The following is an 18,771-nucleotide window of genomic DNA, read 5'->3' on the forward strand; positions in this document are numbered from 1 at the left end:
TAGATTTTATTCATTATATCATTATACTATTATCATTTAGCCTTGGCAACGAAAGAAAGTGTCTGTTTTCATGAGTGTGGTATGTTCTAGAGAGTGTTTTCGCATAAGTTTGTAAATATGTTGCCAATAAATTTATGGGTCCTCCTTTCACATTCTTATTTGAAATTAAGGTTTAAACCTTCTGGATGTGTTATAATGGTAGGGCATAAAATACGCAGAAGAAAAACAAGAGGTGTAAACGTGGAATTTAAAGACTTTCAATTGAAGCCATTTTTGCTGGAGGCAATCAGCAAATTGAATTTCAAAGAACCGACAGATATCCAAAAACAAATTATCCCGATCATTCGGACTGGTAAGAGTGTCATTGGCCAATCGCAAACAGGAACAGGCAAAAGCCACAGTTTCTTGCTGCCTTTGATCGATGCCATCGATCCAGCAAAAAATGAAGTTCAAGTTGTCATCACTTCACCTAGTCGTGAATTAGCTGAACAATTGTACCAAACGGCCACCCAACTCATTTCGAATGCGCCAGAGGAAATCCGTATCGTCAGTTACGTAGGCGGTACAGACAAGAAACGTCAAATGTCGAAACTTATCAACAATCAACCGCACATCGTCATCGGAACTCCGGGCAGGATCCTCGATCTGGTCAACGAGCAAGCGTTGAAGATCCATACTGCATCCAAAATGGTCATTGATGAAGCGGATATGACACTGGATTTGGGCTTCCTGCATGATGTCGATCAGATTGCCGGACGTTTGCCTGAGAAACTGCAAATGCTGGTTTTCTCCGCTACGATTCCAGAGAAACTGAAGGGTTTCCTGAAGAAATACGTCGAAAACCCTGTTATTGTTCAGTTGAAACCGGAACACATCATTGCGCCAGCAATCGATAATCTGTTGCTGTCGACTAAAGGGCGAGCAAAAATTGATGTTCTGTACCAAGTGCTGACAATGGGAGAACCATATCTGGCGTTGATTTTTGCCAATACAAAACAAAATGCTGAGGAAATCGCTGATGGATTGAGACAACGTGGCATCCAGCCAGCTGTCTTGCATGGCGATGTTCCGGCTCGTGAACGCAAACGCATCATGAGAAGAGTCCATAATCTGGAGTACCAATTCATGGTGGCTACCGATTTAGCGGCAAGAGGCATCGATATCGAAGGCGTTTCGCACGTCATCAACTATGAATTGCCGAAGGACATGGAATTCTTCGTACACCGTACGGGCAGAACGGGACGCAGCAACTTAAAAGGAACAGCGATTACTCTTTACGCGCCGGGTGAAGAAAAGGCAATCGATGAACTGGAGAAGTATGGCGTTGTTTTCAAACCAGTCGCTATCGAAAAAGATCAGCTTGTTGAGACCTATGAAAGAAAACGCCGTGAGATGAGAAACGCTCCGAGTCAATTGGAACCCGATCACCGCATCCGCGGAATGGTAAACAAAGCTAAGAAACAAGTGAAACCTGGCTACAAACGTAAATTGAAAGAAAATATCGCCAGCCAGCAGAAGCGAAAAAGAAGAGCCAGCAAAACCCGCAGCCATGGGTAAAACATAAGAAAAGCCAAACGGATTCTTTAGTGGCTTACTTATGCAGCTTGCCAACAATATAATCAAAGAGGCCGCAGCAGATGATCGAAAGATCATCTTGCTGCGGCCTCTTTTTGGGGAGGACCAGTCGTCTCTGAAATTTGCGGGTTTCCTGCTAATCTTTGAGTGCTTTGTAGAAATAGAAAATTCCGATCAGCACGATTGCTTCATCCTGTACCAGCGGATAGAGGCCGAATCCGTTCAACAAGCTGAAGAACAGCACCGGAACAGCGGCTGCTACCAACGCCATCTTCAGGACTTCGCGGAAAAGGAGTTTTTTCCGCATAAATCCTGTTAATACATTCGCGAATAGCGCGATAATCAATAATGTAAGGAGTACACTGAATGAAGAAATAAAAAAACTGAACAAAAACATGATAACGCCGGAAAAGAACTGATTGCTCGAAAAATTATGCAACAATTTCTTGAAAGACTCGTCCGTAATGCCATCGGCCTGTTCATACGGTAATCTGAATGGGACATCTTGAGCGTAAAGGATGAAGGCTTCCTTAGAAAAGACAAGACTCAAAATCAGATCAGGCGATGCTATTTCTTTTTCGAGTTCTCTTTGTGTGTATACTTCCTGACTGTCGAAAGCCAGCAGGACGGTGTCCGTTTTATAGATAAAACCTTTATCCTTAGGTTCGTCCAACAGTAGGGCGCTGTCAGCAATAGTGAATGAAGGTATTTTGTTCGCTATCACACCCGCATCCGCCGAAAATTTTTCCAGGATGGCGTATCCATCCAGAAACAAGGGGATACTGACCGAAAGTGAGAGCAAGCAGAAGAGGAAAAAGGCCGAGCTCTTTTTTAACGTTTTGGCAGCCAGTAATTGTTTTGGCTCCATAAAACTATTTTTGACTAAACTGACGATTGAGATTGTGATCACCGCTTTCTGCATCATACTTACACAGTCTATCGAAAATGGATGCATTTAGCAATCACAAATTGTTACGGCTTCGAGGCATTATTTTTGATAAAGTAAGCAATTGATGATACAGTGAAGTCAGTCAGAAATCACCAAACAATTTTAGGAGGAATTTAACATGGCTTTTACATTACCAGCACTACCTTATGCGTACGACGCTTTGACACCATATATCGATGAGGAAACAATGCACTTGCATCATGAGAAACACCACAATGCGTACATCACAAACGCGAATGCAGCATTAGAAAAACATCCTGAGTTAGCCGACAAAACAATCGAAGAATTATTGGCTGATTTGAACAGCATTCCGGAGGACATCCGCACAGCAGTAAGAAACAATGGGGGTGGACATGCAAACCACAGCCTATTCTGGACAGTTTTAGCACCGAATGCAGGTGGCGAACCTACGGGAGCTGTCAAGGATGGAATCGAAGAAGCATTCGGCAGTTTTGATGCCATGAAAGAAAAATTCTCCGCAGCCGCTGCAGGCCGTTTTGGATCCGGTTGGGCTTGGTTAGTAGTTTCTGATGGTAAATTGGAAATCACCTCCACTCCAAACCAAGATTCACCGATCAGCGAAGGCAAAACGCCGATTTTGGGTCTTGATGTATGGGAGCATGCTTATTACTTGAACTATAAGAACGTGCGTCCTGAGTACATCAAAGCATTCTGGAATCTTGTAAACTGGGATGAAGTCAACCGTCGTTTAGCGGCTGCAAAATAACCGAAAAAAGATATTGCAATCCAATCAAAGGATTCAGGGCACCCGCTCTGAGTCCTTTTTTCATACAGTCATAATATTGTGATGACTGAAAAACTGATTTTGTGGATTTTTCGAGTGCGATTGTTTTACTTTCCGGATGTTATCCATTAATATACATCTTGTAAGATGTATATGAGTAGTGAAAATAAATTTGGAAAGGAGACGCTGTCGGATGGAGGAATCTATTTTTGAAAGACCGCTTGAAGATCAGCTTTGTTTCGAGGTTTATCGAGCAGCGAATGATTTCAGTAGAATGTATAACCGCGCTTTGAAAGAGTTCCGTTTGACATTCCCTCAATATCTTGTGCTGTTGGTTTTGTGGGACGATAATCGGATATTGATCAAGCACATCGGGGAGCGGTTAGGGATGGGGATCGGAACATTGAACCCTATATTGAACCGACTTGAGAAACAGGGTTGGCTCACAAAGGAACCATCGCTTCTGGATAAACGCGCTATCATTGTTGCCTTGAGTGAAAAAGCCGTCACTTCAAAAAAAGCAATTCATGTTGCTATATTGTCGGAAGTGAAAGCTTGTAACCTGGAAGGTATTGATGGCCCGTTTTTGATGAGGCAGTTGAAGCTGCTCAACAACGCTATGAGCCAGGCCGATACCGGGAGTGTCTAAATCAGAACAGTAATTAAATGTGAATAATCGAGTCATTTTTCATTCATTATATAAAACGATAAATAAAAAAAAGGAGATGAATTAATGTTTTTAGCTTGGAAAGAAATTAAACATTCAAAGACAAGATTTTCTTTAATAATAGGCGTGATGGTGCTGGTGTCATATTTGGTGTTTTTCCTGGTAGGTCTTGCCTATGGATTGGCACAGGATAATCGGACCAGCATTGATAAATGGGATGCGGACGGAATCATTCTGACTGATGAGTCAAATACGAACATCAATATGTCCATGATGCCAAAAGGTGCCATCAATGAGGTGGAGGCAGATGAAGCAGCTGTGATCGGCATAGCCCCAAATGTCATCAGGAAAAAAGGAACATCAGGCGATGATGCAAAAATAAATACAACTTTTTTTGGTATCGAATCGGATCAATTCCTGATGCCTGAAGTCATCGAAGGAAAAGCTTTCGAAAATGATGACGAAGTTGTTGCAGACATCAGTCTGAAAGAGGAGGAGGGCATAGTCATTGGGGACACCCTTCAGTTGGCTGGATCGGACAAGGAAGTCGAAGTAGTCGGCTTTACTGAAGATGCTAAGTTCAGCGTTGCACCTGTTCTGTATACGACAGTCTCATCGTATCAGGATGTGCGTTTTGAGCAGATTGACGAGTCTGAGGAGGGCCGCGTCAGCGCGATTGTTGTCCGGGGAAGCGATGGTACGGTCGAAGGGGTGGACACTGGAAATGAAGACCTGATAGTGTATCCGATTGCGGATTACATCAATGAAATTCCGGGATATACTGCTCAGGTGTTGACATTTGGGTTGATGATCGGCTTTTTGGTTGTTATTGCTGCAGTAGTAATCGGCATTTTTATCTATGTCCTTACCATGCAGAAATCGAGTATGTTCGGCGTTATGAAGGCGCAAGGAATATCCAGCGGCTATATCGCAAAATCAGTCGTCGTCCAGACATTCCTGTTGGCTGCAATCGGTGTCGGCATTGGCTTAGTGTTGACAGGAGCGACAGCACTGGTCTTGCCTCCTGCTGTTCCATATCGCACAAATCTATATTTTTTGAGTGGCATAGCTTCCTTGTTGGTCATTATGGCTATGATCGGCGGCGTGTTTTCCGTTAGAGCGGTTGTAAAAATAGACCCATTAAAGGCAATTGGATAGGAGAGACAGCAGATGAAATTAATAGAAATGATAGATGTTTCCCGATCATTCGGTGAAGGGGAATTAAAGATAGATGCGCTGAAAAAAACGAACATAGCCATCGAAGCCGGTGAATTTGTTGCAGTCATTGGCCCGAGTGGGTCAGGAAAGAGTACTTTTTTGACTATTACAGGAGGGCTGCAGACCCCAACTTCCGGTAAGGTCTTGATAAATGGGAATCCATTCAGTGAAGTAAACGAGAAAAAACGAGCCAAACTTAGATTTGAAGAAATCGGTTTTATTCTGCAAGCCTCAAACCTAGTCCCGTTTTTGACGGTCCAAGATCAGCTGCACTTGGCCAATAAAGTTGAAGGCAGTAAAGTTGATAAACAAAAACGCGATGAATTACTAAAAGAATTAGGTATATTCGAATTGAAGAATAAGTTTCCGAGTGATCTCTCCGGCGGTCAAAGGCAAAGGGTCGCAATAGCGAGAGCCCTATATCATGATCCGTCTGTCATCCTTGCCGATGAACCAACGGCCAGTCTGGACACTCAGAAAGCATTTGAAGTTGTCGAAATTCTTGCCCGAGAAACAAAATTAAAGAAAAAGGCGACCATTATGGTTACACATGATGAACGTTTGATAGATTATTGTGATAAAGTATATGTAATGAAAGATGGCATCTTGTCCGAAAGAATCGGCGGATAAACAAATAACGGAATGGAGGAAGAGAAGATGGACAGCATCAAATTGTATTTCCTGACATTTTTTGTGTTCTTTTTAGTGGATATAGTCTGGTTAGGAGTATTGTCGAAAAATATTTACAGCAAGTACTTGGGGCACCTCATGGCTCCGAATGTTAATTGGGTGGCAGCGATAATATTCTATTTCTTGTTCATCGGTGGACTCGTATTTTTTGTGATCCATCCGGCACTTTTGAAAGAAAGTCTACAGTTTGCCATTTTGGCAGGTGGCTTTTTCGGACTGATCGCTTATGCGACGTACGACTTGACTAATCTGGCTACCATAAAAGATTGGCCGGTTATTATCACCGTAATCGACTTGGCCTGGGGAACTTTTTTGAATGCCGCGACAGCTGGGATCACTTACATTGCGGCGCAAAGATTTCTCTATAAATGAATAAAGTTTTAGATGTGGACGGAGGAAGAACGATGAATATTTCAACCCTTGATAGCGAGAGGCTTTACAATTCTTTTTTATCGGGTGCGCATGAAGTCATAAAGAACAAGAACAGTCTGAACGAAATCAATGTATTTCCGGTCGCTGATGGAGATACTGGCAGCAACCTTTCCTCAACCATGCATGCGATCATCATGGACGCAAAAATCTCGGGATCCGTCAAGGAAACGATGAACAGTATAGCTGATGCCGCTTTGACTGGTGCAAGAGGAAACTCGGGCATCATTATTGCCCAATACATCAACGGGATTTTTCTCAGTCTGATGGATGACGAGATGATAACCATTTCTTCATTTGCAGAAACGGTCAAAAATGCGGTCCCTTATGCCTATCAGGCTATTTCCAATCCGGTTGAAGGAACGATCATCACTGTCATTCGTGAATGGGCTGATGCTGTATATAGCCATAAAGATCTTTCGGCAACGTTTTCAGAATTGTTTTCAAAGTCGTTGATTACAGCCAACAAATCTTTGGAGGCGACAACTTCACGTTTGAAAGTGCTCCAGGATTCCAAAGTCGTCGATTCCGGTGCGAAAGGATTTGTCTACTTTCTGCAAGGATTTGCAACATTTTTGCACACCGGAAAGTTGGATTTGAAAGTCAGCGAAGAACAGGAAGATCTTTCTTTTAATGAAGAATTGATCCACGGCCAAGGGGAAATTCGCCATCGCTATTGTACTGAAGCGCTATTGTCCGCGGACTCTATCGATCTGGAAGCGTTGAGGTCGGAATTGGCACTCTATGGCGATTCTTTGATTGTGGCAGGCAACAATCATAAAGCCAGGATCCATATCCATGCCAATGCTCCGGAGCAAGTGTTCCAAGTTTTGCGCAAGAAAGGCATCATCTTGCAGCAAAAGGCGGACGACATGATCAGGCAGAATGAATCAGCTTTTGACAGAAAATACGCTATTGCGTTAATCACCGATTCTATCGCGGACGTTCCGCAAGAAATACTCGATCGTTATCAAGTGCACATGTTGCCGCTCAACCTGAATTTTGACAATACTTCCTATCTGGATAAGGTAACCATGACGCCTGAACTTTTCTACCCGTTGTTGGAAGTGGCCGTCGAGTATCCGAAAAGTTCACAGCCGAATCCGATCATTGTCGAGAAATATTTGGAAACCGTGCTCGCGCATTACGATCAGGTCATTGTTGTGACTGTTGCGAAAGAGCAGAGTGGAACCAACAGTGTGTTTCGGAATGCTGTCTCCAAGAAACTGCGTGAAGGCAAAAAAACCGCTGTTATCGATTCGAAACGGAATTCCGGTGCGCAAGGGTTACTTGTCATGAAAGCAGCAGAAATGATTGCCGCAGGAACACCTTTCGACGAAATCGTATCCGCCATTGAAAAATTGAGGGATCGGACGAACATTTTCGTCAGCGTCAACAATTTGAAATATATGGTAAGATCCGGCCGACTAAGTAAAGTTTCAGGGATCGCAGCGATGTCGATCAATCTCAAACCGGTCGTATCCATCGACACAGAAGGTAAAGGTTCCATCGCGGAGAAGGCATTCAGCGAAAAAGGCAATGAAAAGAAATTGTTCAGATTGTTGGGAAAAATAAACACACAAGAGAAGGTTACGCGGTATGCGATTGTGCATGCCAATAATCCCGAAAAGGCTGAAGTATATCGGAAGCGCAGTGTCGCTTTGCTCGGCAAAGAACCGGAGTACATCATGAATATTTCAACAATCGTCGGAATGAGTGCCGGTGTCGGTACTGTGGCGATTTCTTATATGTGTGAGGAGGAACTATAAGGTTTCCCGTGGTTCTCTAAATGAAAAAAAGATAAGAAAAGCGGCCGGGATATCCCAACCGCTTTTCTTATTTATTTTTGCGATATTTTCTCAATAATAAGGCACCAGCGATGGAAATCACGCTGATGGACAAGCCAGTCATCAGATAAGGGGTACGGTACGCAAATACAACCGTATGTTTGCCCGGGCTGATTGGTACTGCCAGTAAGCTATTCAGAGCGGTAGTTGTTTCTGCAGTTGTCCCATCGATTGTGACCTCCCAACCTTCGCTGTAGGGGATCGTCGTCAACAATATTTCATCTTCAGCCTCGATCACGACAGAACCTGTAATGCGTGTCTGGCTGAACGAAGTGATCGTCATGCCTTCCGCTTGTCGCGCTGAAATGGTTTCCTCGAACAGAGCTTTGTTCAATTCGTAAAGTTTCAGGTCCTGTACCCGTATCGAGTCCTCGAGCAGTTCGATCGTGAAGGTAACGTTCTCCCCCTGCTGGTTGCTTGCGATGTTGATGATCTGATCATTGCGATAGGTCGTATAGTAATCCAGCTTCACATTATTCACATAAAGGTTTGCGTTATCATCGTCGATGCCGGCATCCAGGATCAGATAATAAGGATTGCCGCTGGTAGGGGTGAACTGGAATTCGATCCTTGAGACTGCACCATCCACAGACCGATAGTAGGTTGTGTTCTGCGCATCATCGGCAGCGGATGTGACATTCTGGAAAACGTTGGAATCGAACGGGCGCAATGAAAAATATGGTTTGATACTTTCCTGATTGTTGAAGGCGTCCAACAGTTGTTCCTGCATCAATAGGGGCTGATCATCGATCAACTCTAGACCCAATATGCTTTCGGAAACACCGAATGCCAGTGACAACGCGTATGGATTCTCAAAAGTGGTGGTTCGATCGGTCTCGGAATAAGGACTGTATTGGGTCAAATCCGGGCGGGTGGAGTTGCGTTTCAACCGGTACACGCCGTCATTGAGGTCATAAAATGTTTCCGGCAACTTCTTATCCTGGATGAAGTATTTCACACCGAAAAGCGCATCCGTAAACAATGTCCCGGTTGAGTATACGATAAACCCGTTGCCGTCCGGAAAGCCCAATGATCCGAACAAAGCGGGAATCTCTTTTTCAAAAGTGGAGCTGAAATGATTGATTCCTGCATAATTGGCTTGGAAGCTGTCGTTTTTGGAACGTTGGAACGTTTTTTCGATCCGGTAGAATGTGTCTTCGGGTGTGCGCACATCCGCCAGCATCGTATTCAGATTCGTTTGATAATCAGAGAATTCGTCCTGTTTGACGTAGCCCAACCGGAACAGGTCGATGGCTGCATTTGCCGTCATCTCTGCAGTCACCACGAAAAGCAATGTGTAGGTCAGCCATTTTCTCGGTTGATCCCTGAGCATCAGCAACACTAGGACAAGGACAGAAACGACTGCACTGATCAATACTTGTACAGGCTCCAAAAATTCAAAATCCTTTTTCAGCACATAGATGGCGGTGGCCGCATTCGCGATCAAAAGACAGCAGGCCAGCGAAAAGGGAAAAGGACGATAAGTACGCAACGCCCGAAAACCGTTCAGCAGAAAAAAGAAACATACGGTGAACGAAAAACGGTAAGGGTACCAGATCGGATATTGTCCGGCATGCCAAATTTTATTCAGAAACTGGACGTTCATCGCCAGAAAAAAGAGGGCGGTTAACGCCAGCGAGGTGAACCGTTCTTTTTTTGAGAAACCGGGATGAAAAAAATAATAGATGTAGGCTGTCAGCGCGACAGTTCCGATAAAAAGATTGGGGTGTCCGCTGGGCATTTGGTCAAAATTGAACGCTCCGATATAAAACTTCGAAACGACTTCGAAGGGATCATAGGCGAAACGCCAATCGATCAGCTTGTTGGCATAGCTTGCCTTGCTTCCCAAGAGCGAATAAAAGGTGGGCAGTAGCAGGACGGCAGCAAAGCCAGCTCCCAACAAAGAATAACCGATGAATCGGGCTGATTGTGTGAAGAAATGCTTCAGCTGCGCTTTCAGGTTGTTGGTGCTGACAAGTTCTTGTCTGGAAAATGCGAAAAGGTAATAGAAGACAAGGAAAACACAGATCATGAATCCGATGTAATAATTAGAAAGCAGCATCACTGCGAGAAATAAGCTGTAGTAAAGTCCGCTTTCACCGGATAGCAGTTTCTCTAAACCCAGAATGATCAGAGGCAGGAAAACAAGCCCGTCCAGCCACATGACGTTCAATTGATTGACGATGACGTAACCCATCAGGGCATAGCTCACTGCGAAGGACGGCACCAACAAGCCTTTGCCTTCGAACCGGGAAATCAACAGATGAGCAAAAGTCAGTCCTGAAGCCGAAACCTTCATCAGGATCAAAATGGTCACCGCCAAAGGCAACTGGGACTGCGGGAAAAGCAGAAAAATGAGATTGAACGGACTTATCAGATAGTAAGCCCACAGGCCCAGCATCTCGCCGCCGAATGATTTTGTGAACGAAAAGAAAAGGGCGGAAGGATCGGACAATAAGGTAGTGCGATAATAACTGAAAAAATCCACATATTGCTGGCCGAGATCGACTGTCAACAAGGTGCTGTTGCCGAAAGGATAAACGCCCATAGTGGCATAAATGACCATCATTACAAACAAGGGCAGTAAGAACGAAAGGAAAAGCATATTTTTTTGCGGGGATAGGGTTGTGAAACGCTTCAGCATGCTGCACATTCCTCCTTAAAATGAAATTTTTTTGCGTTCCTGCAGATTCGCCTGACTATGAGTGAACGCTCGGGATAGTTGAAGCGGAAATTTCACAAGTGCTTCTGCTATTTTAGCATATCCCGCTGGTTTTATGAAGAATCCGAGCATGTGTCCGAGTATCCGGACAGGTCACATCTTAAAAATTTGTTGCGTCGTTTGTAATGCTTGCTTTTTTTGCTATAATAGGTTGTCGAACTATGGTTTTAGGAAGGTGCAAAATTGGAAGATAATACCCAAAACAAAAGAAAGAGAAAATCGCATATCCCATTTCGGTTGAACCTGCTCTTTTTTATCGTGTTCTCGCTGTTTTCGGCGGTGATATTCCGATTGGGATACCTGCAGATCGTTCGCGGCGATGAATTTGAGGCTATCGTAAAACGTACGGAAACGACACTTGTGACGGAATCGGTGCCGCGCGGTTTGATATACGACAGAGACGGCAACATCCTTGTGGGCAATGAACCACAGCATTCCATAACCTACACAAGAGGAGCAAACACGACAGCCGAGGAAATGGCAAAGGTTGCCGCTGCGTTGGCGGGTTTGATAAACGTCAGCTTTGAAGAACTGACGGAGCGTGATCTGAAGGATTATTGGATAGCCATAAACAACGAAGTGATGTTGAAGCGTCTGTCGGATGATGAAAAGCTGTTGCCTGGTTCCGAATTGTATGAAGTGGAGCTAGCGAAAATAACGGCGGAAGATATTGCTTATTCGGATGAACAAAAAGAAATTGCCGCAATCTTCAAGCGAATGAACAGCGCGTATGCCTTGTCGACCACCAGCATAAAAAATAAGGATGTAACGGATGAAGAACTTGCCCAAGTGAGCGAAAATTTGTCCGGTCTGTCCGGAGTGGATGTCGCGACGGATTGGGTCAGGATCTATCCCGAGTCCGACTTGCTGAAGAGCATATTAGGAGGGGTGACCAGCGAAAAAATCGGTTTGCCGAGCGACAAAGTCGCCACCTATTTGGCAAAAGGGTACGCCAGAAATGACCGTGTCGGGAATTCCTATTTGGAGCAAGAATACGAGTCGGTGCTCTCAGGCACGAAATCACAATGGGAAACGATCACGAATCAATCAGGTGAGGTTGTGACGCGGGAGGAATCCTATGAAGGAAAAGCCGGGGATAATCTGGTCTTGACCATCGATATCGATTTTCAGAAGGAAATCGAACAGATCGCTACCGATTTCCTGAACAGCAATGTCGATTCTTACAACAACCGGGTGTATATAGTGGCATCGGATCCGAATACAGGTGAGATTCTGGGTATGACCGGCAAACAACGCTCGACCTCAAACGAAATTGTGGATGATGCATTGGGTGTCATTAATGCCAGTTACGGAATGGGATCGGCCATTAAGGGCGCGATGGTGCTGACCGGATACATGAGCGGTGTCATCAGTACGGATAACAATGTCCTCGTCGACGAACCGCTGCAATTCCCAGGTTCGAAATTGAAAAAATCAGTGTTCAACCCGAACGTCGGCAGCCAAGTAGCCATAAACGATATCGAGGCATTGGCCCGCTCGTCGAATATTTACATGGTCAAATTGGCGATGCTGATGGGGGGACAAGTAAACTATGAATCAGGAGACACCTTGAATATTTCCGCAGACCTGATCAATGAGCTGCGCAGTTACTTCGCCCAGTTCGGTTTGGGTGTGAAGACGGGGATTGACCTGCCGAATGAAGGCAGCGGATTGGTGGGGTTCGATCAGACCGCAGTTAACGTTGTCGACCAAGCATTCGGACAGTACGATCTCTACACGACCCTACAATTGTCGCAATACATCAATACCATCGCTAACGGCGGTACCCGATATGCTCCTCAATTAGTTTCAGAAATTCGCAGTACGGATGCGAACGGAGCGCTGGGGGCTTTGGAAACGACTCTGGAGACAAAAGTGATGAATCTGGTTGATGTCGATGCGCAAGCGATGGAGCGTGTCCAGCAAGGGTTTTACCAAGTAACCCACAGCGAGAACGGGACGGCTTATTCGACATTCGGGAAAGATCCGAACGACGTCGCCGCCAAAACAGGGACCGCGGAGGCCATCTATGGTGGCACCAATGATAATCTGAAGGGTGAAATTGTATTCAACTCCACCTTTGTCGGTTACGCACCCTTCGACAATCCGGAAATCACCGTAACCGTAGTGGTTCCTTATCTCAGCACGGATACGGGCCGGGCTACACCGATTGCCAAGAAAGTTTTCGATGCGTACTTCAATACTGGGGACTACGCAACGCCAGCGGAATAACCATCGGCTGACGATTTCAAATGGACACAAAGAAGGAGCCGGAACAAGGATATTGCAATCCTTGTTCCGGCTCCTTCTGTCTTTGTAGAGTGGGTCATTATTCCAGTGTGATCATATCGGCGATGACTTCATAGCCCATGTCCTGGGACAATTGGTACTCTCCGATATTTATTTTCGTGACAAGATTCCGTTCATTCAGGTATTGTTCAAAGACAGCCCGATCGGTAATGAGTCCCGCACTGACCAGATTGTCGATGACGACGGACATCGGTTGTCCGGAAGTGATGACAAATGTGACGGGAGTGTTTGCGGCAGGGGCAGCTGAACTTTCAGCAGTACTCGCGACTTCAGCCGGAGCACTGGATGCCACTTCGGCTCCTTCACTAGGCGCACTGCTTGTTGCTGCTTCATTGAGTTGCTTCTGCAATTCCAATTCCGCCAAAGTACTTTCATATTTCTCTTGATAATCCGTTGAATCGGCAGTTGCTTCTCCGTTGAAGGTGCTGCCAGGAAGGGCTTCCGGATAGAAAAGCTGGAAGCCGGCCAACAGTACGGCAGACAACAAAAAACCGATGGATATAAAACGAAGCTTTTGTTTGTTCACTTTATTTTCTCCTCTATACGATTGATTGCTCTATGTAGTTATCGACAACGAGTTGCACGGTGGTGATAGGGACGGACAGTTGTTCTGCAATCTCATCGAATGTTCTTCCGCTTGTATACAAAGTGATGATATGCTGCTTAGTCAAGTTGTGTACTTTTTTGATGTTCTGCGAGTCTTCGGAGACGGGAATTTCTTTTCCTAATTCCTCTTCCACAGCGATGAGTCGTCTTTTCAATTCATGGATTTCTTCCGTTAATTGTAATGTGTATTCACTCATCTCATCTACGAATTTGCGATCATTATCCTTGACGAAAAATGATGCAAACAGCAATATGATTGCGATTGTCAGCAAGACAATCACGATGGTCCATTGTTCCATCTTTGTCACCTCAATTCTTCTTTTTGACGCCTGATAACATTCTAATGAAATTCGTTTGTTTCTGCAACCTTATCTGGAATTTAATTGGAAGAAAGCTGAAAAAATCGAATGTCCGCATAACTTGTTCAAAAAATAGTGGCATTATTTTTTCGGAAGTGATACAATGAGAAACGCAGAAGATGATTCGATCTTCAATTTTTTTATGTTTGGAGGGAAGAATATGCGGTTAAATATTACATTGGAATGTACGGAGTGTAAAGAACGTAATTACTTATCAAAGAAAAACAAACGTAACAACCCGGACCGTCTTGAAGTGAAAAAATATTGTCCACGTGAAAGACGCGTGACTTTGCATCGTGAAACAAAATAATTAAAATGACAACAGGATATCCTGTTGTTTTTTTATTTTTTCCGGAAGGCTTATTTTAAGCAGAAATAGTGTGCGACAGATTGTTTCTTGAGGAGGTTATTGGATGAAAGAATATATAAGAAAAGAAATGCTTGGGAAACTGAGGGATTTGCCCGCCCAGGATCGCATTCGGATGGAAAAAGAATTGACAAAAGCAGTCTGCTCCAGTCAAGAGTGGAAAGCTTCAAAGACGATAGGCGTCACATGGTCCAATTTTCCGGAAATCGATACACATACAATCATTAAAAACGGACTTGAAGAAGGCAAACGGATGGTTGTTCCCTATTCCGGCAAGAATCGTGTGATGACTTTTCATGAATACTCGCCGGATGTCGCGATGGCAAAAAGCAAATTCGGTATCATGGAACCTGTCGATAAGAGCAATCCGGTTCCGCCTGGAGAAATCGATCTGCTGCTCGTTCCTGGATTGGCATTTTCAGAAACAGGTTTCCGTATCGGGTTCGGCGGCGGTTATTATGACCGCTATCTGGCTGCGTACAACGGACATACCTTGTCAGTGTTGTTCCCATTCCAATTGTTTAAGAATCCGCATTGGGAAATTGAAGCTTTTGATGTGCCGATCCAAAAGTTGTTGCTGGCAACAATCTAGTTTAAAATAGGATCATAATGAAAGGACGTGTCATGATGCGGTCATATAATACCAGAAAATCCTATTTGCCGGATAAATTCTCAGTAACACATTTGTTCTTGGCCATTCAGATTGTTATCTTCCTGCTGATGACCTTGAACGGGGGAAGCACCAATGTACTGACGCTTATTCTTTTCGGCGCCAAATTCAATCCAGCCATCGCGCAAGGGGAGTGGTGGCGTTTGATAGCACCTATGTTCATCCACATAGGCTTCACGCACATTTTGGTCAACAGTATCACCCTGTATTACTTAGGTACACAGATGGAAAGTCTCTATGGCTCTTTGCGTTTTGCGCTGATTTATCTCCTGAGCGGCTTGATGGGGAATCTGATGAGCTTCGCCTTCAATGATTCGATTTCCGCTGGTGCAAGCACCTCGCTTTTCGGGTTGTTCGCTGCAGCCATTGTTCTGGGCCGACAGTTTCCTTACAATTTGGGGATTCAGCAAATGGCCCGTAGTTTCACAATGCTTATTTTCCTGAATTTCTTCTTCGGCTTTTTTTCCGCAGCTGTCGATAATTTTGGCCATCTTGGCGGAGCGCTGGGAGGCGCGTTGGCGGCCGTATTCATCGCAATGCCAAGAACTTCCAAAAGCCAAAACGGACAAAGGTTGCTGTTTCTGATCATTTACTTTGTGAACGCTATATTCTTTGCTTACACGGGTTTTATGCGGGCCGGTTTTGCGTTATACTAGATATAATTTAAATAATTGGAGGAAATGTCATGTATAAAAAATTTATCGGAATAGATTTAGGCGGTACTTCAGTAAAACTGGCTATCTTGACAGCAGAGGGCGATATCCAGCAAAAATGGACCATCCCTACGAACATCAATGATGAGGGAGCGCATATCGTACCTGATATTGTTGCTTCGATCAAACACCATCTGGATCTTTATAAAATGACTGCAGACGATTTTCAGGGTATCGGTATGGGGTCGCCAGGAGCGGTGGACCGTGAAGCAGGCACTGTAGAGGGGGCCTTCAACCTGAACTGGAAAACGCTGCAGCCTGTACGTGAAGTAATCGAGCGTGAAATAGGCATCCCTATTTTTATAGACAATGATGCAAACGTTGCCGCGCTTGGGGAAAAATGGCGAGGCGCCGGTGCTGATGATCGTGACGTCGTATTTGTGACACTTGGCACAGGTGTCGGCGGCGGAATCATTGCGGAAGGCAATCTGATACATGGTACTGCAGGTTCAGGAGGAGAAATCGGCCACATGACAGTCGAACCGGGTGGATTTGACTGTACCTGCGGAAAGAAAGGCTGTTTGGAGACCGTCGCCAGCGCAACAGGCGTCGTCAAATTGGCCCGCAAGCATGCTGAAGAATATGCCGGCAACGCGCAGCTGAAATTCATCATCGACGATGGCCAGGAGATTACTTCCAAAATGATTTTTGATTTGGCAAAAGAGGGAGACGAGTTGGCTGTACTAGTAGTCGATCGCGCTGCCTATTATCTGGGTTTGGCCTGCAGCCATATCGGCAATCTTTTGAATCCGGCTTATATCGTCATCGGTGGCGGTGTATCAGCAGCCGGGGAATACCTTTTGGAGCAAGTAAGAACCTATTTCGCTGACTTCACATTCCCGAACGTCAAGAAAACGACGCATATAAAATTAGCCGCGCTTGGGAATGACGCAGGGATAGTTGGGGCATGTTACCTCGCACTGATGGAAACCAGCAAATAAATCAATCCAGGCAGAAAATCTCTGGAAACTTTTCGGATAGGAAAATGCGGGAGGATGGGGAATGGCATGATAAAAAGGCGACTAGCACCAATCATTCTCTCGCTATCAAGTATTCTTATTCTGACTGCCTGTGCACAGCGACTATCGTATCCTGAGCAATCCGGGGTAAGTGAACAAAGCCTGTCTTCCGGCCCCGACATCCGATCGATTCCTAAGGATGAATTCCTATACACGGTAGGTTGGTTGGACGATACGACTATTCTTCTTGCATTGGAATCAAATGGAGAATACGGTTTGTACAGTCATGACCTGGACACAGGTAAAGAACAGCCGATCCGAACTTTTTCAGATCGGCTTGTTTTTGTCGCGCTTTCCGCAAATGGTCGGCGAATTCTGGTGCAAGTCGCAAATCAACGGGGAAATAATGTTATGATGATCGACAAGTCAGGTAATGCCCTTGCCGAAATTCGTTTTTCCGAGGGACTATTGACGGGTGTTTCCTGGAATCCGGCAAACGAAGGAAAGTTGTTTCTGTCCGCTCAAAAAACAGTGGGCAGTTTGGAAAATTATCTGTGGGATTTATCTTCCGATGAAGCAATGGTGGCACTGCCGGTCACTGGGGAAATGCCGGTTTGGTATTCGGAAAATATGTACCTCCAAAAGAAAACCGCAAATGATGGCGTCTCTGCATTGGTGTTGAGCGACGTTCGTTTTCCCGGCAAAGATACTGTCATCGATCAGGAAATCCTTGCTTACGGTTTGGAAGACGAATCCGTATGGGTAGTGACACCTTCCGATTTCAATGCGGAAGAGTTGTTTGTGGTTTCTTACTATCCGCTTCTGATTGCTCAAGGTTATGTTGCCTTGCCGCGCATCGCAGATGGGAGCAGGCTGATCATCCCGGAATTCGAAACAGGGCGTGACTCGGATGAGATATTTGCTTTGCTTCCGAAACAGGAGTCGGACATCGCTGCCGGCATCACCTTTGAACTCGCAAAAATTGATTTTCCCGAAAACGCTTTGAAGGTGCTGACTGAAGTCGAACGAATGGCTCCGATTTCTGTTTCGCCAGAAGGGAGCTACGTGCTTTATGGGGAGCGTTATGAGTATCTGTACGATGTGGAACGCAATGGCTGGATACAATTGTCGGAATAGAAAAAAAGTCGTTAAAACTGTAGCAATGCGCCTTGCACAAGTGTAAAATATGAGAGCAAGATTATCGAAAGGATGGATTTATTTTGAATTTAACAGGAATTGATATTTTTAATATCGCACTATGGATATTCATCATCGGATATGCCATTTATCAAGCTTATTTTTATTTCCAAAGAAAGAATGCAGCGACAACACTGACTGCAGAGGAGTTCAGAAAAGATCTGCGGAAAGCGCAATTGATTGATGTCCGCGAAAGAGCGGAGTTCGAAGCAGGCCATATTTTGGGAGCGAGAAATATCGCTTATTCCGCCTTCAAGCAACGCTATCCAGAAATCCGCAAAGATCAGCCGATCTATCTGTATGACCAAAACGCCATGTTGAGCGGACGTTGTGCGGCAATTTTGAAAAAGAATGGCTACAAAAATATTTTCATCCTGAAAGGCGGCTATGCCGGCTGGGATGGAAAAGTCAAAAAAGGCATCTGAGTCGATTGAAAAAGGTTCCCGGAATCCGCTAATGGATTCCGGGAACCTTTTTGATTGTTTTTTCCTACATATTTAGGAACAAATAGTACAGAGCGGAAAGGAAAGTTCCTCCGACCATGGTAAGTAACATGATCCAAATGATGAATTTGCTGAATTTATTGAATTTTGAAGAGGTAGCACCCGTTTTCTTTGTCAACATTATTCCCACCTTTTGTTTTTTACATGGCATAGTTTACAACATTAAAATGTAAAAGTAAATGTTGAGAACCGAGGGGAAGAAAAGAAAGCCATTATTTTCAATTGTTTGCTTTCCATTTAAGTAA

19 protein-coding genes are annotated in these 18,771 nt (G+C 44.7%); 14 read left to right on the top strand and 5 right to left on the bottom strand.

What is annotated here, in order from left to right; all coding sequences use genetic code 11:
- Nucleotides 1-240: 240 nt before the first annotated feature.
- A complete protein-coding gene (locus ACKPCD_RS07955) occupies nt 241-1,557 on the top strand; it encodes a DEAD/DEAH box helicase (protein ID WP_370684628.1) in 1,317 nt (438 codons plus the stop codon).
- Nucleotides 1,558-1,711: 154 nt separating this feature from the next.
- Here the strand turns inward: ACKPCD_RS07955 and ACKPCD_RS07960 are convergent, their stop codons facing one another.
- Nucleotides 1,712-2,500: a DUF1189 family protein gene (locus tag ACKPCD_RS07960; RefSeq protein WP_321432892.1), complete on the bottom strand. Its 789-nt coding sequence runs from the start codon at nt 2,498-2,500 to the stop codon at nt 1,712-1,714.
- Between the two features lie 142 nt (nt 2,501-2,642).
- Between ACKPCD_RS07960 and ACKPCD_RS07965 the strand changes: the two genes are divergently transcribed.
- The 6 genes from ACKPCD_RS07965 to ACKPCD_RS07990 all read left to right on the top strand — a co-directional run bounded on the left by ACKPCD_RS07965 (nt 2,643) and on the right by ACKPCD_RS07990 (nt 8,042).
- Complete coding sequence (locus ACKPCD_RS07965; protein ID WP_068560515.1) at nt 2,643-3,251, top strand: superoxide dismutase; 609 nt, start codon at nt 2,643-2,645, stop codon at nt 3,249-3,251.
- A 211-nt stretch (nt 3,252-3,462) separates the two neighbouring features.
- A complete protein-coding gene (locus tag ACKPCD_RS07970) occupies nt 3,463-3,918 on the top strand; it encodes a MarR family winged helix-turn-helix transcriptional regulator (RefSeq protein ID WP_276641801.1) in 456 nt (151 codons plus the stop codon).
- 84 nt (nt 3,919-4,002) lie between these two features.
- Entirely contained in the window at nt 4,003-5,094 is a 1,092-nt protein-coding gene (locus tag ACKPCD_RS07975; RefSeq protein ID WP_086990468.1) for an ABC transporter permease, read from the top strand.
- A gap of 12 nt (nt 5,095-5,106) precedes the next feature.
- Nucleotides 5,107-5,784: an ABC transporter ATP-binding protein gene (locus ACKPCD_RS07980; RefSeq protein WP_068560523.1), complete on the top strand. Its 678-nt coding sequence runs from the start codon at nt 5,107-5,109 to the stop codon at nt 5,782-5,784.
- A gap of 27 nt (nt 5,785-5,811) precedes the next feature.
- Entirely contained in the window at nt 5,812-6,216 is a 405-nt protein-coding gene (locus ACKPCD_RS07985; protein WP_321432893.1) for a DUF2177 family protein, read from the top strand.
- Nucleotides 6,217-6,248: 32 nt separating this feature from the next.
- Nucleotides 6,249-8,042 (top strand): DAK2 domain-containing protein, encoded by a 1,794-nt coding sequence (locus ACKPCD_RS07990; protein ID WP_321432894.1) that lies wholly within the window; start codon nt 6,249-6,251, stop codon nt 8,040-8,042.
- Between the two features lie 67 nt (nt 8,043-8,109).
- On the opposite strand, the gene ACKPCD_RS07995 is transcribed toward ACKPCD_RS07990, so the two are convergent.
- Nucleotides 8,110-10,764, bottom strand: coding sequence for a YfhO family protein (locus ACKPCD_RS07995; RefSeq protein WP_321432895.1), 2,655 nt, complete (start codon nt 10,762-10,764; stop codon nt 8,110-8,112).
- Between the two features lie 261 nt (nt 10,765-11,025).
- Here ACKPCD_RS07995 and ACKPCD_RS08000 point away from each other — a divergent pair, with 261 nt between their 5' ends.
- A complete protein-coding gene (locus ACKPCD_RS08000; RefSeq protein WP_321432896.1) occupies nt 11,026-13,074 on the top strand; it encodes a peptidoglycan D,D-transpeptidase FtsI family protein in 2,049 nt (682 codons plus the stop codon).
- Between the two features lie 97 nt (nt 13,075-13,171).
- Here ACKPCD_RS08000 and ACKPCD_RS08005 read toward each other — a convergent pair whose 3' ends face one another.
- Nucleotides 13,172-13,678, bottom strand: coding sequence for a hypothetical protein (locus ACKPCD_RS08005; protein ID WP_321432897.1), 507 nt, complete (start codon nt 13,676-13,678; stop codon nt 13,172-13,174).
- Between the two features lie 13 nt (nt 13,679-13,691).
- Nucleotides 13,692-14,066 carry a DUF6115 domain-containing protein gene (locus ACKPCD_RS08010; protein WP_321432898.1) on the bottom strand — a complete coding sequence of 125 codons (375 nt, stop codon included), beginning with the start codon at nt 14,064-14,066 and terminating at the stop codon, nt 13,692-13,694.
- A gap of 211 nt (nt 14,067-14,277) precedes the next feature.
- Here ACKPCD_RS08010 and rpmG point away from each other — a divergent pair, with 211 nt between their 5' ends.
- The 6 genes from rpmG (at nt 14,278) to ACKPCD_RS08040 (ending at nt 18,448) form a co-directional block, all read left to right on the top strand.
- Complete coding sequence (gene rpmG, locus ACKPCD_RS08015; protein WP_068560829.1) at nt 14,278-14,427, top strand: 50S ribosomal protein L33; 150 nt, start codon at nt 14,278-14,280, stop codon at nt 14,425-14,427.
- Between the two features lie 103 nt (nt 14,428-14,530).
- A complete protein-coding gene (locus ACKPCD_RS08020) occupies nt 14,531-15,076 on the top strand; it encodes a 5-formyltetrahydrofolate cyclo-ligase (protein ID WP_321432899.1) in 546 nt (181 codons plus the stop codon).
- Between the two features lie 35 nt (nt 15,077-15,111).
- Nucleotides 15,112-15,810 (top strand): rhomboid family intramembrane serine protease, encoded by a 699-nt coding sequence (locus tag ACKPCD_RS08025; protein WP_321432900.1) that lies wholly within the window; start codon nt 15,112-15,114, stop codon nt 15,808-15,810.
- 29 nt (nt 15,811-15,839) lie between these two features.
- Nucleotides 15,840-16,808 (top strand): ROK family glucokinase, encoded by a 969-nt coding sequence (locus tag ACKPCD_RS08030; protein ID WP_086990459.1) that lies wholly within the window; start codon nt 15,840-15,842, stop codon nt 16,806-16,808.
- A 66-nt stretch (nt 16,809-16,874) separates the two neighbouring features.
- Nucleotides 16,875-17,963 (top strand): TolB family protein, encoded by a 1,089-nt coding sequence (locus ACKPCD_RS08035; protein ID WP_321432901.1) that lies wholly within the window; start codon nt 16,875-16,877, stop codon nt 17,961-17,963.
- Nucleotides 17,964-18,046: 83 nt separating this feature from the next.
- Nucleotides 18,047-18,448, top strand: coding sequence for a rhodanese-like domain-containing protein (locus ACKPCD_RS08040; protein ID WP_083546410.1), 402 nt, complete (start codon nt 18,047-18,049; stop codon nt 18,446-18,448).
- Nucleotides 18,449-18,512: 64 nt separating this feature from the next.
- Here ACKPCD_RS08040 and ACKPCD_RS08045 read toward each other — a convergent pair whose 3' ends face one another.
- Nucleotides 18,513-18,677 (bottom strand): DUF4044 domain-containing protein, encoded by a 165-nt coding sequence (locus ACKPCD_RS08045; protein WP_321432902.1) that lies wholly within the window; start codon nt 18,675-18,677, stop codon nt 18,513-18,515.
- Between the last annotated feature and the right edge of the window lie 94 nt (nt 18,678-18,771).

Source organism: Trichococcus flocculiformis (assembly GCF_963662535.1).
Classification (GTDB): domain Bacteria; phylum Bacillota; class Bacilli; order Lactobacillales; family Aerococcaceae; genus Trichococcus; species Trichococcus flocculiformis.

Coding starts and splice junctions, on each gene's coding strand:
- ACKPCD_RS07985 (WP_321432893.1), top strand. CDS start 5,812: ATGGACAGCATCAAATTGTATTTCCTGACATTTTTTGTGTTCTTTTTA.
- ACKPCD_RS07960 (WP_321432892.1), bottom strand. CDS start 2,500: ATGATGCAGAAAGCGGTGATCACAATCTCAATCGTCAGTTTAGTCAAA.
- ACKPCD_RS07980 (WP_068560523.1), top strand. CDS start 5,107: ATGAAATTAATAGAAATGATAGATGTTTCCCGATCATTCGGTGAAGGG.
- ACKPCD_RS07990 (WP_321432894.1), top strand. CDS start 6,249: ATGAATATTTCAACCCTTGATAGCGAGAGGCTTTACAATTCTTTTTTA.
- ACKPCD_RS07995 (WP_321432895.1), bottom strand. CDS start 10,764: ATGCTGAAGCGTTTCACAACCCTATCCCCGCAAAAAAATATGCTTTTC.
- ACKPCD_RS07965 (WP_068560515.1), top strand. CDS start 2,643: ATGGCTTTTACATTACCAGCACTACCTTATGCGTACGACGCTTTGACA.
- ACKPCD_RS08035 (WP_321432901.1), top strand. CDS start 16,875: ATGATAAAAAGGCGACTAGCACCAATCATTCTCTCGCTATCAAGTATT.
- ACKPCD_RS08045 (WP_321432902.1), bottom strand. CDS start 18,677: ATGCCATGTAAAAAACAAAAGGTGGGAATAATGTTGACAAAGAAAACG.
- ACKPCD_RS07975 (WP_086990468.1), top strand. CDS start 4,003: ATGTTTTTAGCTTGGAAAGAAATTAAACATTCAAAGACAAGATTTTCT.
- ACKPCD_RS08025 (WP_321432900.1), top strand. CDS start 15,112: ATGCGGTCATATAATACCAGAAAATCCTATTTGCCGGATAAATTCTCA.
- ACKPCD_RS08030 (WP_086990459.1), top strand. CDS start 15,840: ATGTATAAAAAATTTATCGGAATAGATTTAGGCGGTACTTCAGTAAAA.
- ACKPCD_RS08020 (WP_321432899.1), top strand. CDS start 14,531: ATGAAAGAATATATAAGAAAAGAAATGCTTGGGAAACTGAGGGATTTG.
- rpmG (WP_068560829.1), top strand. CDS start 14,278: ATGCGGTTAAATATTACATTGGAATGTACGGAGTGTAAAGAACGTAAT.
- ACKPCD_RS07970 (WP_276641801.1), top strand. CDS start 3,463: ATGGAGGAATCTATTTTTGAAAGACCGCTTGAAGATCAGCTTTGTTTC.